At 68.8% G+C, this 14375-nt stretch carries 12 protein-coding genes; 7 read left to right on the forward strand and 5 right to left on the reverse strand.

The features are described 5' to 3' along the window. Positions 1–22: 22 nt before the first annotated feature. Complete coding sequence (locus HWX36_RS00945) at positions 23–1243, reverse strand: porin (protein ID WP_175950420.1); 1221 nt, start codon at positions 1241–1243, stop codon at positions 23–25. A gap of 489 nt (positions 1244–1732) precedes the next feature. Next, positions 1733–2797, reverse strand: a complete 1065-nt coding sequence (locus tag HWX36_RS00950; RefSeq protein WP_175950421.1) for a phytoene/squalene synthase family protein — start codon at positions 2795–2797, stop codon at positions 1733–1735. 374 nt (positions 2798–3171) lie between these two features. On the opposite strand from HWX36_RS00950, the gene HWX36_RS00955 reads away from it, so the two are divergent. Continuing rightward, positions 3172–4314: a glycerophosphodiester phosphodiesterase gene (locus HWX36_RS00955; RefSeq protein WP_175950422.1), complete on the forward strand. Its 1143-nt coding sequence runs from the start codon at positions 3172–3174 to the stop codon at positions 4312–4314. A 57-nt stretch (positions 4315–4371) separates the two neighbouring features. Here the strand turns inward: HWX36_RS00955 and HWX36_RS00960 are convergent, their stop codons facing one another. Next, the gene (locus HWX36_RS00960; RefSeq protein WP_175950423.1) at positions 4372–6000 is read right to left on the reverse strand and encodes a rhodanese-related sulfurtransferase; all 1629 of its coding nucleotides are present in this window, start codon (positions 5998–6000) and stop codon (positions 4372–4374) included. 90 nt (positions 6001–6090) lie between these two features. Then, the gene (locus tag HWX36_RS00965) at positions 6091–6657 is read right to left on the reverse strand and encodes a cysteine dioxygenase (RefSeq protein WP_175950424.1); all 567 of its coding nucleotides are present in this window, start codon (positions 6655–6657) and stop codon (positions 6091–6093) included. A 17-nt stretch (positions 6658–6674) separates the two neighbouring features. Between HWX36_RS00965 and HWX36_RS00970 the strand changes: the two genes are divergently transcribed. Continuing rightward, entirely contained in the window at positions 6675–7649 is a 975-nt protein-coding gene (locus HWX36_RS00970) for a LysR family transcriptional regulator (RefSeq protein WP_175950425.1), read from the forward strand. A 61-nt stretch (positions 7650–7710) separates the two neighbouring features. Here the strand turns inward: HWX36_RS00970 and HWX36_RS00975 are convergent, their stop codons facing one another. Then, entirely contained in the window at positions 7711–9099 is a 1389-nt protein-coding gene (locus HWX36_RS00975; RefSeq protein WP_175950426.1) for an acyl-CoA dehydrogenase family protein, read from the reverse strand. Between the two features lie 295 nt (positions 9100–9394). Here HWX36_RS00975 and HWX36_RS00980 point away from each other — a divergent pair, with 295 nt between their 5' ends. From HWX36_RS00980 to HWX36_RS01000, 5 genes are read left to right on the forward strand one after another with little or no spacing between them, the layout of a single operon-like run. After that, on the forward strand, positions 9395–10480 hold the full coding sequence (locus HWX36_RS00980) for an LLM class flavin-dependent oxidoreductase (protein WP_175950427.1): 1086 nt from the start codon (positions 9395–9397) through the stop codon (positions 10478–10480). Positions 10481–10503: 23 nt separating this feature from the next. Beyond that, complete coding sequence (locus tag HWX36_RS00985; RefSeq protein ID WP_175950428.1) at positions 10504–11343, forward strand: class II aldolase/adducin family protein; 840 nt, start codon at positions 10504–10506, stop codon at positions 11341–11343. A 33-nt stretch (positions 11344–11376) separates the two neighbouring features. Next, on the forward strand, positions 11377–12411 hold the full coding sequence (locus tag HWX36_RS00990; protein WP_175950429.1) for an ABC transporter substrate-binding protein: 1035 nt from the start codon (positions 11377–11379) through the stop codon (positions 12409–12411). Between the two features lie 4 nt (positions 12412–12415). Next, positions 12416–13510: an ABC transporter permease subunit gene (locus HWX36_RS00995; RefSeq protein WP_175950430.1), complete on the forward strand. Its 1095-nt coding sequence runs from the start codon at positions 12416–12418 to the stop codon at positions 13508–13510. Next, positions 13504–14328 (forward strand): ABC transporter ATP-binding protein, encoded by an 825-nt coding sequence (locus tag HWX36_RS01000; protein ID WP_175950431.1) that lies wholly within the window; start codon positions 13504–13506, stop codon positions 14326–14328. Before HWX36_RS00995 ends, HWX36_RS01000 begins: the two co-directional genes overlap by 7 nt. Positions 14329–14375: the final 47 nt, after the last annotated feature.

Genomic DNA, 14375 nt, shown 5'->3' on the forward strand with positions numbered 1-14375 from the left:
GGCGCTCGCGCGCCGCGCGACATCAGAAGCGGTGGATCAGGCCAACGCCGAGGCCGATCTGGTTCTGCTTCGAACCGGCGCCCACGCCGTCGCCGATCGACGTCGTGGCAGCGACGATGCCGCCCGTCGGGGTCAGCGTGTTGCCGCTGGCGTGCTGGTAAGCCTCGACTGCGTACAGGCCCGTGCGCTTCGACAGGCTGTAGTACTGCGACAGCGTGACCTGGTGGTACTTGGCCGAGCTCGTGATGCCGTTCGACTGCGTTGCCGCCGTGTACGAGTAGCCCGCCGCGAAGTCCCACTGCGCAGCTGCCTTCCAGTGCAGCACGGCACCAGCCGTGTTGAAGATCGCCGTGTTCTTGAAGCCCGAACCTACGCCCGGAATGTACTGGACGTTCGAGTACGACGCCGAAATGTCCCACGCCGGCGTGAACTGGTAGCCAGCCGTAACGGCCACGCGCTGTTGCGACTGTGCGTACTGGTAACCGTTGTTGATCGACGACACTGCCGGCTCGACGCCATTGGTGCCTGCCGTGTTCAAACCGTTTTGCACCGTCGAGTTCGCGCCCCAAAGGCCGCCGCCGAGCGTCGAGTTGTTGACCTTCTGGTAACCGACTGCGATGCCTGCCGGGCCATTCAGGTACTGGATCGCCGCGCTCCAGGTCGAGCCGCGGTTGAAGCTGCCTGCCACGCCGCCGAGCGAGTACGAACCGCCGACCGTGAAGCCGTAGAACTTCGGCGACATGTAGACGAGCGAGTTGTTCGCGCGGTAGCTGGTATCCAGCGAGTCGATATCGCCCGGGTGCGCGCCGTAGTAACCGGTCAGCCAGGTCGTCGGGCTGTACGGCGACAGCAGCGTGTAGTACGCGGTGTACTGGCGGCCGGCCGTCAGCGTACCGTACGTGTCGTTGGTCATGCCAACCCACGCCTGACGCGTGAAGATGCCGTTGTTCCACTGCGACGTGCCGTTAGCCGTGCTGACGCCGGCTTCCAACTGGAAAATCGCCTTCGTGCCGCCGCCGAGATCTTCGCTGCCCTTCAGGCCGAAGCGGCTGCCTGCCCACACGCCGGTGGACATCTGCACCTTCGAGTGGCCGCCCGAGGTCGCACCGACACCCGACGAGTTGTTCTGGTAAGCCAGGCCGTTATCGACGATACCGTACAGGGTCACGCTGCTTTGAGCGTGGGCGGCGGTAGCGGCTGCAAGGCCAGCTGCCGTCATGGCGAAAGCGACGCGCTTTTTCATTGATTCTCCGTCCTCAAAAAATGATTTCTTTTGTGGTGTGGTTTATGACCTGACACATGTGCGAGTACATGCCGGCGCAATTCTGACGGATTACCGACTATTTCCCAACATGCGCGGTCGGTCATCGTATGATCGACGCAACGCGCGGGTTCACCAAGCAGTTACATAACACCTGAAAACGCTTACGCGGCAGGCCTTTCCGGCATTTCCCGGTGAAAACCCTAGCTTTACATTTTTACGGGTGCAACGCGACCGTCGGATGTCATCAGATGCCTTCGGCAAGATACGTCTTACAAATGCGCGACCGTGGTTGACGCCACGATTCACGCCGCCGCGAAGGATCGCTGACGTTCATGACACCCACGTTTCGCGAAACGAAATAATGAAAACGTTTTTAGTCGACACGCGGGAGATGGGCGGGAGCGGCCCGGCGAACGCGGGCCGAGGGGCGACGCCGGCACCCGTCGGGCCGGCATCGTTCAGTGCGATTCAGCGCGTGGCCGGCGGCACGAGATGCGCGCTCACGGCATCGGCGAGCGCGGTCATGCGCGCACGAATCGCGGTGTTCGAGCCGATCAGCGCGAGCGACGACGCCATGATCCGGTAGATGCGCTTTCTCGGCACCTTGGCCGGCTTCGCCGGATCGAGCCACGCTGCGTGGCCGGCCAGCAACTCGAGCGTTTCGAGGCCGATCATGATCGGCCACAGGCACGCGAGCCGCAGTCGCACGAAGCGGCGCGGGATCGCGAGCGTATACAGGCACGCGTCGCGATACTGGTCGAGCGTCACGCGCAACAGGTCGACGAGTACGCCGCGCGCGCGCGCCGACGCATCGGGCGCCGTCAAGTCGGCGACGCCGAGCCCGTGTGCGCCCAGCACGTCGTCGGGCAGGTAGCAGCGGCCGATGCGCAGGTCCTTCCCGCAGTCGCGCAGGATGTTGGTCATCTGCAGCGCCTTGCCGAAACGGATGCCCTTCTCGCACATGTCCGGCAGGTTCCAGCCGCGTGCCGCCGGCGTGTGCATGCCCGTCATGTCGGTCCAGAACTCGCCCACGCAGCCGGCGACGAGATACGTGTAGCGGTCGAGTTCGTCACGCGTCGGCAACGACGCGACCCGCCCCGATTGCTCGTCGGGGAACGTGCGCAGGTCGAATACCATCCCCGCCGTCAGCGTCGCGACGACCTTGCGGATCGAGGCGCGGTCGGCCTCCGGCTGCGCGCGCAGCAGCGCGAGCATGGGCTCCATCGAGCCGAGCAGCACGTGTTCGTGCGAATCGGTCTGCATCCGCGTCACGTCCTCGAGTGCACGCGACAGCGCAACGCCGTCGCCGAGCCGTTCGACCTCGTCGCGCAGGTCGGTCAGCAACGCCGCGCGGCGATCGGGAGCGACGAGCGCCGTGTCGGCGATCGTATCGGCTGCGCGCGCGAGCAGGTACGCAAGGCCGACCGGGTCGCGCATGCCGTCGGGCAGCACGCGCAGCGTCAGGTAGAAGGAGCGGGAAACGTTCTTCAGCAGGTCGCCGAGCAGGTAGGCGGAATCGGTTCGAGTCGTCATGGGTCGGGAAAAATCGGCCGGCGCGGGCCCCGGACGCACACGGGCGCCGGGCGCCCGCGCCGGCCCGCGAGTCGCCGCATCGTCGCGCCAGGCGGGCGTCGGCCCCGGCGCGGCGATGCAAAATTCCCGCAAGTTTAGTGCATCCGGCGCGCGGCCTGCCCGAGACGGCCGGGATGCGCCCCACATCGGGCCGCAGTCAACCACTCTGCCGCTGGTATCGCGCCCCAAAAACACTAAAAAGAAAGGCGAGAGTAATACATATGTAATTATCCGGTGCGACGATCGCGTCCCATTCGACTCCGTGCGACACGCCGCGACAGCCGCACGCCGGAGCGATCGCCCCTTTCCGACTCTCGTTTCGAAGGTTCATCGACATGCTCCTCAAGCGCCCGACCTCCCTGCGCTACGTCCCGTTCGCCTGTGCCGCCGCGTTCCTGCTCGCCGCGTGCGGCGGCGACGACGTCGCGTCCGATCCCACCCAGCCGATTTCCGCGAAGGTCCAGGTGGTCGGCCATCGCGGCGCGAGCGCGCTGCGCCCCGAACACACGCTCGCGTCGTACCGCAAGGCGGTCGAGGACGGCGCGGACGTGATCGAGCCCGATCTCGTGTCGACCCGCGACGGCGTACTCGTCGCGCGTCACGAGAACGAGATCTCGGGCACGACGAACGTGTCGACGCTGCCGCAGTTCGCGAGCCGCAAGGCGACCAAGACGATCGACGGCGCGGAGCTGACGGGCTGGTTCACCGAGGATTTCACGCTCGCCGAGCTGAAGACGCTGCGCGCCCGCGAGCGCATTCCGCAGGTCCGCCCCGCGAACACCGCATACAACGACCAGTTCGAGATTCCGACGTTCGACGAGATCGTCGCGCTCGCGAAGCAGATGTCCGCGCAGACCGGCCGCACGATTCACCTGTATCCGGAAACCAAGCATCCGACCTACTTCCAGTCGATCGGCCTGCCGCTCGAAGACCGTCTCGTCGATGCGCTGCTGAAGGATTCGTACACGGCGCGCACGGCGACCGTCTACATCCAGTCGTTCGAGGTCGCGAACCTGAAGACGATCCGCAACCGGATCAAGGCGAGCCAGCCGAACTGGAAGCTCGTGCAACTGATGGACGAAGCCGGCCAGCGCCCGTACGACTTCGTGAAGGCGAACGACAAGCGCACCTACGGCGACCTGTCGACGCGCGACGGCATGCGCGAGATCGCGACCTATGCGAACGGCGTCGGCCCGTACAAGACGTCAATCATCGCGGTCGCCGCGGACGGCACGCTGCAGCAGCCGACGCCGTACGTGCGCTATGCGCACGAGGCCGGCCTCGTCGTGCATCCGTACACGTTCCGCCCGGAGAACAACTTCCTGCCCGCCTCGTTGAAGGATGGCGGCACGCCCGCCACGCGCAACACCGCCGGCTCGGTGCGGGAGATCCAGGCTTACCTGCGTGCGGGCATCGACGGCTTCTTCACCGACGATCCGGCCGTCGGCCGCACGGCCGTCGATACGTTCAAGCGCTGAGATGCGCCCTGACCGGGCGCGACGCATGACACGCCGCGCCCGGCTGTACCGCACCGGTCAGATCACGTGGAAGTGATGCGTGCCGTCCCGCTTCAACTGATCGACCAGCCCGTACTCCCAGTCGAGATAGGCCTGCATCGCGGCCGCCGCGTTGTCGGTGCCTTCGTACGGGCGCCGGTAGCGGTCGATGCGCGGTGACGCCAGATGCGTCTCGCCGCTTTCGAGCGGCAGCCCGGCCTCGATCCATGCTGCCGTGCCGCCGGCGAGCACCGCGATTTCAGCCGAAGCCGGCAGCAGCGCGCGGGCATCGTCCGCCGCGAAACGCGCCAGCAGGCTCGATCCGCAGGTGAACACATAGCGCCTGGCGGGCGGAATCGCCGCGAACGCATCACGCAACTGCGCACGCACGGCGAACCACGCACCCGGGATATGGCGCTTCACGTAGTTCGCGCTGGCCGTCACGTCGACGATCGCCAGCTCGCCGGGTGCCGCCTCCTTCAGCCAGCCCGCGAGCGTCGCTGGCGACACGTCGGTCGCGGGCGGCGTTGCCGGCACGTCGCGCGGCGGCTGGCCGCGCTCGCCGAACTTCGCCGTACCGTGCTCCGGTTCGACGACGCGCACGTCCCAGCCCATCTGCGCGAGCCACGACGCGGTCATGTCGGCGCGCACGCCGTCGTCGTCGGCGAGCACGATCCGCGCGCCGCGCACGGCCGCGTGATGGTCGGTCTCCTGCACGAGCTGGCCGCCCGGCGCGCTCAGAAAACCCGGCAGGTGGCCGGCTTCGTATTCTTCGGGCGTGCGCACGTCGAAGCGATACAGCGTGCGGCCCGGCTCGCCGAGCGCGGCGACGTCCGCGAGTGCAACGCGCGGCACGCCCGCGCGTTCGGCCACCGCACGCGCCGCCCGACGTGCGTCGGCACGCTGCGTCGCGTCGATGTGCTCCGGAAATCGTCGCGCGGCGCCGCGTTCGAGCGTCTGGCCCGCGAGCGTCCAGCCGATCGTGCCGTTGCGCAGCGCGGCGACCGGATTCGGCAGCCCCGCGTTCACGAGCGACTGCGTGCCGATGATGCTGCGCGTGCGGCCCGCGCAGTTGACGATCACCTGCGTCGCCGGGTTCGGCGCGAGCGCGCGCACGCGCAGCACGAGCTCCGCTCCCGGCACGCTCGTCGACGTCGGGATGTTCATCGTCTGGTATTCATCGAAACGGCGCGCGTCGACGATCACGACATCGGCCTTCGCGTCGATCAGCGCCTGCACTTCCTGCGCGGACAGCGACGGCATGTGCCGCTCGGCCTCGACCCATTCGCCGAACGACTTGCTCGGCACGTTCACGTCGATGAACAGTTCGCCGCCCGCGGCGAGCCAGCCCGCGAGGCCGCCGTCGAGCAGCCGCACGTCGGAGTAGCCGAGTTGCGCGAGTTTGGCCGCCGCGCGCGGCGCGAGATCCTCGCCGCCCGCTTCGCCGAACACGACGATCGGCGTGTCGCGGCGCGGAATCCGCGTCCACGCGTCGAGTTCGAGTTTCGACAGCGGAAAGTTGGCGGCCCACAGCGGGTGGCCCTGCGCGTACGGATCTTCCTCGCGTACGTCGATCAGCGCGATCTCGTCGCGGGCAAGCAGGCGCGCGCGCACGTCCTGGTACGACGCGACGGGAAAGCGGAAGGTGGAATCGGCGGATTGCGTCACGGTGTCTCTGTCTCGAATGCGTTGAAGTCGGTGAAGAAAACGGTACGGATGAATCTCGGGCCCGCCGGCGCGTGCCGGCGGGCAACTGCATCAGGCGTTCGAATAGCCGGACACGAAAGGCTTCACGGTGCCGTCGTCCAGGAACACCGCGCGCTCGACCTTGCCGATGTTCGCGCCGTACACGTGGATGCTGATCGATACCCGATCCGCGAACGCGTTGGTCACGCGGTGGACGTCGCCAATGCGCGGCGACACGGCCTCGATTTCGCCCGGCTGCAGCCGCACGGCGTCGCCCGCCGGCACGGGCTTGCCCGCTGCGTCGAACCGGTACGGCTGCGAGAACTCGCCGCCGCGCAGCATCCCGATCAGCCCCCACACCGTGTGGTTGTGGATCGGCGTCGTCTGGCCGGGCCCCCACACGAAGCTGACGACCGAAAACCGCTCGTCCGGGTCGAGATGCAGCAGGTACTGCCGATAGCGTGCGGGGTCGGGCTGCGCGAATGCGTCGGGCAGCCAGTCGTCGTGTTCGACGAGGGCGGCGAGCAGCACGCCGCCCTCGTCGAGGATGCGCGCCTCGTTCGCGCCGGACGCAAGCAGCGCGCCCAGACCGTCGACGAACGGCCGCAGCGGCGTCCGATGCAACGAAAGCGTACTCATCGGCCGACTCCTCGAATATGATGCCGAATATGATGGATCGTCATGATGCACCCGAAAGACCATGCAGAACAAACATGAAAATTAGCGATATCGACGCTTTTGCAGCGGTCGTCCGCTGCCAGACCCTGAGCCAGGCCGCGGCCGAGCTCGGGATGACGCAGCCCGCGATCACGCGGCGCGTCCAGAATCTCGAGGAAGCGCTCGGCGTGATCCTGCTCGATCGCAACACGAAGCCGCCGCGCCCGACCGACATCGGCCGGCAGGTCTTCGAGCAGTGTCGCGCGATCCTGCGCGAAGTCGATGCGCTGCGGGAGCTGACGGCCGGCAAGCAGCCGCCCGCCGGCGAATTCCGGATCGGGCTCACGCAGGGCCTCGGCGAGCTGATGCTGCCCGCGTTGATCGTCGAACTCGCCGCGCAGTGGCCCGCGCTCGCGACGCAGGTCACGACCGCTTGGGGCGGCATGCTCGTCGAGCGCGTCGCCCGCCGCGACCTCGATGCGGCGCTCGTCTTCCTCGCGCGCGAAATGGTGCTGCCCGCACAGGTCGAGGGCGAACGGCTGCTGGCCACGCGGCTCGTCGCGGTCGGCCGCAAGGGTGACTGGCCGCGCCGCAGCTATCGGCTCGCCGATTGCCATGCGCGTGGCTGGGTGCTCAATCCGGACGGCTGCGGTTTTCGCGCGGGCTTGCGGCGCGCGCTCGATGCGCAGGGCCTGCCGATGCCGGTCACGCTCGACACCTACGGCCGCGACCTGCAGCTGCAGAGCGTCGCGAACGGTTTCGGCATCGGTCTGATGCCGTTGCCGCTCGTCGAAGGCAGCCCGCTGCGCGATGCGCTCGACATCGTGCCGCTCACCGATTTCAAGCCTCAGATCGATCTGTGGTTGCTGCGCCGGCACGATGCGGCCCGCTTCGACGCGCCGCTCGCCGCCGTTGCCGCGCATGCGCGCACGGCGTTCGCGTTGCCCGAGCAGGCGCACGGCAAGGCTGCGTGAGCGTGCCGGGCGACGACCGCATCGTGCAGCCCGATCGAGGTACGCGCCCGCCCTGCTCCGCTCACGCATCGGCGCGGCCGCGTCCGGTCTCGTTGACCGGCGCCCCGCCCGTCTCCGCCGCGCCCTTCGTTTCGTCCTTCGTTTCGCCCTTTGTTCCGTCTTTCGTTTCGTCCTTCGTTTCGCCCCGGCTCACCGCTTCGAGTACCGCACGCCCCGCCGCCACCGCGATCGCATCGTCCTGCGGCGTATGCACGCGGCTGCACAGCACGTCGCGATAGTGGCGTTCGAGCGGATTGGCGCGGCTCAGCCCGTGATTGCCCGACAGCTTCAACGCGTGCTCGACCACGCGGATCGCGTGCTCGGTCACGGCTCGCTTGACGAGGCCGCTCGTCGTGACCGGCGGTGCGTCGCCCGCGTCGGTGCGCGCGATGTGATCGTCGAGCAGCACGCGGTTCGCATGCAGCCAGCCTTCGATTTCGCCGACCGCCTCCTGCACGCGCGGCAGCGTCGCGAGCGGCGCGCCCAGCCCGCTCGGCGCACGCGTCGTTGCGAACCCGACCAGCCAGTCGCGCGACGCGCGCGCCACCGCGTCGTACAGGCCGCCGAGCAGCGCGACCATCCACGCCTGTTGGTCGGCCTGCGCGTCGGCATCCGCATGGGTCGCGGCCGACACGGCCCATGCGTCCGGTGCGCGTATGTCGACCGCGTGATCGGCCGGCAGACGGACGTCGTCGAACACGACCTCATGGCTGCCTGACGCACGCAGGCCGAGGTGATTCCAGCTTTCGATCACGCGGATGCGGTCGCCATCCGCATCGCGGTCGTACGGCACGAGAAATACGCCGACCCGCGGCGCCGGTTCATCGGTGCGCGCCCACACGGCCAGCCAGCGCAGCGCGGGAATCCCGGTGCTGTACAGCTTGTGGCCGGACAACCGCCAGCCGTCGCCGTCGCGACGCGCAACGGTTTCGGGCAAGCCGCCGCGCGACGGCGAACCGAGCGAAGGCTCGACGCGCAGCGCGTTGATCAACGCGCCCTGGGTAACCGCGCTGTCGAACACCGCCCGCCGGAGCCGCGACGGCCAGCGGTTGTCGGCACGGCCGAGCGCGCGATGCTGCAGGTACGTCATCGTCAGCACCAGCGCGGTCGCCGGATCGGCCCGGGCAACGGCGGCCACGATCCGGCTCGCCTGCGCGAGCGTCGCACCGGCGCCGCCGTGCTCGCGCGGCACGACCTGCGCGATCAGCCCCGCGCGATGCAGCCGCGCGAGGTTCTCGTGCGGAAAGCGGCCGTCGACGTCGTTGCGGGCCGCGTCGGCGGCCAGTTCCGGCGCGAGGCGGTCGAGCAGCGCGGCGACACGTGTGTCGTGGGCGTCGGCATCGTCGGTGCACAGGAGGCGCAGCGAACGCGGCTGCGGCGACGGCGAGGAAGCGGCAAGGCTGGCGGACATCGAAACGGATTCCCTGGGGTAATACGGACAGGCGGCAATCGCGGCAATCGATCGCCGCGCGGCGCGGTGTCTCATGAAGCGGGCGGTCCGGCACGCACGGCGCCGGATTCGCCGGCACCCGCGCGCCCGATCGTTCGTGAGCCCACAGCGTATGCGCAGCCCACCTCCGCCCAAACCATGCAAATCTGATATTCAAATCGGGATTGATTATTTCCGTTTCGCATGATCCCGGCGTTAACCTGCGCTCCATTCCTGCCCGGCCACGCGCCGGGACGTCCCTGCACCGGAGACCCAGATGAGCGTCGAATTCATCGGCATGATCCAGAGCCAGAAGCAGTCGGAAATCCACCCGCCGTCCGGCCCTGTCGTCGATCCCGATTACGTGCGCGACTTTGCGCGCGCCCACGAGACGGCCGGCTTCGACCGGATCCTCGTGCCGCACCACTCGACCGGCCCGTCGGCGACGCTGACGATCGCGTTCGCCGCGGCCGCGACCGGGCGCATCCACTTCATGCTCGCGCATCGCCCGGGCTTCACCGCGCCGACGCTCGCCGCGCGGCAGATCGCGACGCTCGACCAGTTCAGCGGTGGCCGGCTCGCCGTGCACTTCATCTCCGGCGGCTCGGACAGCGAGCAGCAGCGCGACGGCGACTTCCTCGATCACGATGCGCGCTATGCGCGCACCGACGAATACCTCGGCATCCTGCGGCGGATCTGGACCGAAGCGCAGCCGTTCGATCACGACGGTGCGCACTACCGGTTCAAGCAGGGTTTTTCGGAAGTGAAGCCGTTCCAGCAGCCGCATGTGCCGATCTATTTCGGCGGCGCATCGGAAGCCGCGCTCGCGGTAGCCGGCAAGCATGCGGACGTCTACGCGCTGTGGGGCGAATCGCTCGACCAGGTGCGCGACCTGACGGCGCGCGTGCGTGCCGAAGCCGCGAAGCACGGCCGGCAGGTGCGCTTCTCCGTGTCGTTCCGCCCGATCCTCGCCGCGACCGAAGACGCGGCATGGGCGCGCGCGCATCGCATCCTCGACGAAACGCGCCGGCTGCGCGACGCGGCCGGCCTCGGCGCCGGCGGGCCGCAGCAGAGCGAAGGGGCACGGCGCCTGCTCGCCGCGGCCGATCGCGGCTCGCGCGTCGACAAGCGGCTGTGGACCGAGATCGCGAAGCTCACCGGCGCGCGCTCGAATTCGACGGCGCTGGTCGGCACACCCGAACAGGTCGCCGACGCGCTGCTCGACTACTACGACCTCGGCGTCACGACGTTCCTGATCCGCGGCTTCGATCCGCTGGACGACGCGATCGACTACGGCCGCGAACTGATTCCGCGCGTGCGCAGCGCCGTCGCCGCACGCGACGCGGCGCGCCGCGCGGCCTGAGCCCAACGGAGCCATACGCCATCATGTCCGCCATCCTTTCCTCGCCCGTCCGTACCGCATCGGGCCTCGAACTCGCCGAAGCGCCGCGCCAGCATTTCTGGTTCGATCCGCCGGCACCGCGCATCGACGTGGCCGCCGAGCGCCGTCACCGCCAGGAACGGCTCGCAGGCGCGTTCCGCCTGTTCGCCCGCTTCGGCTTCGCACAGGGGCTCGCCGGCCACATCACCGCACGCGACCCCGAGCTGCCCGACCACTTCTGGGTGAATCCGCTCGGCGTGCATTTCTCGCAGATCAAGGTGTCCGACCTGCTGCTCGTCAACGCACGCGGCGAAACCGCGATCGGCACGCGGCCGCTGAACAAGGCCGCGTTCGCGATCCACGCGGCGATCCACGACGCGCATCCGCATATCGTCGCCGCCGCGCATACGCATTCGACATACGGCAAGGCGTGGTCGACGCTCGGCCGCCTGCTCGATCCGCTCACGCAGGACGCCTGCGTGTTCCATGAAGACCACGCGCTGTTCGACGACTTCACGGGAATGGTCGTCGACACAAGCGAAGGCGCGCGGATCGCGGCGGCGCTCGTGAAGCCGGACCGCACCACGCACAAGGGCGTGATCCTGAAGAACCACGGCATCCTGACCGCCGGCCCGACGGTCGAGGCCGCCGCATGGTGGTACATCGCGCTCGACAACGCCGCGCACACGCAGTTGCTGGCCGAGGCAGCCGGCACGCCGCAACCGATCGATCACGCGACCGCACGCCACACGCACGGCCAGATCGGCGGCCCCGAGGGCGCGCTGCATGCATTCGACAGCCTGTTCGCGCGCGTCGTCGCCGACGAACCCGACCTGCTCGACTGAGCGCCTTTCCGCACGACCGGAGACCAGACCAACATGTCCCGAACCACCGCACCCGCGCTCGCCGACGCGCACGACGGCAAACGCCGCACGCTGCTGCGCGCCGCCGGCGCCGTCGCGCTCGCCGCGCCCGCGATCACGCTGGGCCGCAAGGCCTGGTCCGCGCCGCCGCTGAAGAAGCTCACGTTCGCGTGGAACCAGAACGCGTTCTGCCTGACGCCGATCGTCGTCGCGCAGGAGCGCGGCTTCTTCGAGAAGAATGGCCTGAAGGTCGAGCTGATCAACTACAGCGGATCGACCGACCAGTTGCTCGAATCGATCGCGACCGGCAAGGCCGATGCGGCGGTCGGGATGATCCATCGTTGGCTCAAGCCGCTCGAAGCCGGTTTCGACGTGAAGATCATCGGCAGCTCGCACGGCGGCTGCGTGCGGCTGCTCGGCGCGAAGGCCGCCGGCGTGACGACGCTGCAGGCGCTGAAGGGCAAGACGGTCGGCGTCAGCGACCTGGCCGCACCCGGCAAGCATTTCTTCTCGATCCTGCTCGCGAAGAACGGGATCGATCCCGAGCGCGACATCACGTGGCGGCAGTATCCGGCCGACCTGCTCGGCGTGGCGGTCGACAAGGGCGAGATCCACGCGATCGCCGACGGCGACCCGAATCTCTATCTGCTCGAGAAGCGCAGCAACGGTGCGTACACCGAACTGGCGACGAACCTGTCCGGCGAATACGCGCGCAAGGTGTGCTGCGTGATCGGCGCGCGCGGCGACCTCGTGCGCAACGACCGGCCGTCGGCCGCCGCACTCGCACGCTCGATCGTGCAGGCCACCGAGTTCACGCACGACAACCCGAACGAAGCCGCGAAGGTGTTCGCGAAGTATTCGCCGAAGATCAGCCCCGAGGACCTGCGCAAGCTCTACGCGACGCTCACCTACGATCATCACCCGACCAACGTCGACCTGCAGCAGGAAATCGCGTTCTACGCGGACGACTTCCGCCGCATCAGCGTGCTGAAGAAGAGCACCGACCCGCAGCGCTTCGCGCAGCAGGTCTATGCGAACGTGCTGGGGTGACGCGATGTCGACGATCGAACGCGCGCCCTCCGCGCATACCGCGTCCGCCCCCTCCGGCGGCAGTGCCACCGTGACCGCGGCGCGCATCGCCTGCACGGCGTGCGAAGCGACGCTGGCCGCCGAAGCCCGCCATGCGCGCACCTGGCCGACCGGCATCGCCGCCGCGCTCGCGTGGGCCGCGCTCGGCGCGCTCACGCGGCTGTGGCCGAACCGCGTCGTCGGCTTCACCGACTGGGCGTACACCGACGAATTCGCCGTCGGCGCGTGGACGATCGCCGCGCTGTTGCTCATCGCCGCGACGCTCGGCCATCTCGCACCCGCGACACGCACGCGGCTCGCGCGCGTGCGCCCGGCCGGCCCATGGCTCGTCGCGCTGCCGCTCGTGCTCGCCGCGTGGGAAATCGTCACCGCGAAAACCGGCTGGCTGCCGACCCCGTTCTTCGCGCCGCCGCAGGCGCTGATCGAAGTCTACGTCGACGACTGGCCGCGCCTCCTCGGCAGCGCAGGCAACACGCTGAAGCTGCTCGCGCTCGGCTTCGCGTACGGCGTCGCGGTCGGTTTCGCCGTGGGCGTGTCGATCGGCTGGTCGCGCCGGATCGGCTACTGGGTACATCCGGTGCTGCGCGTGCTCGGCCCCGTGCCGGCCACCGCGCTGCTGCCGCTCACGTTCTACTTCTTCCCGTCGAGCTATTCGGCGGCCGCGTTCCTGATCGCGCTCGCAACTGGCTTCCCGGTGGCCGTGCTGACGTGGTCGGGCGTCGCGAGCGTCAACAAGCAGTATTACGACGTCGCGCGCACGCTCGGTGCGAATGCGCGCTTCCTCGTGCTGCGCGTCGCGATCCCGGCCGCGCTGCCGCACGTGTTCGTCGGCATCTTCATGGGGCTCAGCGCGTCGTTCACGGTGCTGGTCGTCGCCGAGATGATGGGCGTGAAGTCGGGGCTCGGCTGGTACCTGAGCTGGGCGCAGGGCTGGGCATCGTACGTGAACATGTATGCGGCGCTGATCGTGATGGCGCTGCTGTTTTCCGGGCTCATTGCGCTGCTGTTCGCGGTGCGCGATCGCGCGCTCGCCTGGCAGAAAGGAACCGTCAAATGGTGAGCGCCGGTCTCGAATCGTCCGTTGCCTCTTTCGTTGCCGCAGCGCCCGCCGTCACGGCGCCGCGCGGTGCGCGCATCGACATCCGCCGCGTGAGCCATGCGTTCGACGGCCCCGGCGGCGCGCTGCCGGTACTCGACGACGTCACGCTGTCGGTCGCGGCCGGCGAATTCGTCGCGCTGCTCGGCCCGAGCGGCTGCGGGAAGTCGACGCTGCTGCGCCTCGTCGCGGGCCTCGATGCCGCGCGGCAAGGCACGATCGCACAGGACGGCGTGCCGATCGAACACCCCGATCCATCGCGCATCGTCGTGTTCCAGGACCCGACGCTGTACCCGTGGCGGCGCGTGCGCGCGAACGTTGCGCTTGGCCTCGAGGCGCGCGGCGTGGCGCGCGTGTCGCAGCATCGTGTCGACGAGGCGCTCGCGCGCGTCGGGCTGCAGGAATTCTCGAACGCATTCCCGCATCAGTTGTCCGGCGGGATGGCGCAGCGGGTCGCACTGGCCCGCGCACTCGTCAACGATCCGCGCCTGCTCATTCTCGACGAGCCGCTCGGCAAGCTCGATTCGCTCACGCGGCTCACGATGCAGGCCGAGCTCGCCGCGCTGTGGCAACGCGACGGCTTCTCCGCGCTGCTCGTCACGCACGATGTCGAGGAGGCGCTGTTCCTTGCGCAGCGCGTGATCGTGTTCGGGCCGCGTCCGGCACGCATCGTCGCCGAACTGCACGTCGACCTGCCCTACCCGCGCCATCGCGGCGACCCGCGCCTCGCCGAACTGCGCCACGATGCGTTGCGGCATCTCGGGCTCGATGCGAGCTGGTAGATGCGCGGTGCCGCTCGACGCTGGGCCGCCGCGCGGCGGGAATGGCG

It is taken from the genome of Burkholderia sp. BCC0405 (genome assembly GCF_902833075.1).
GTDB lineage: Bacteria > Pseudomonadota > Gammaproteobacteria > Burkholderiales > Burkholderiaceae > Burkholderia.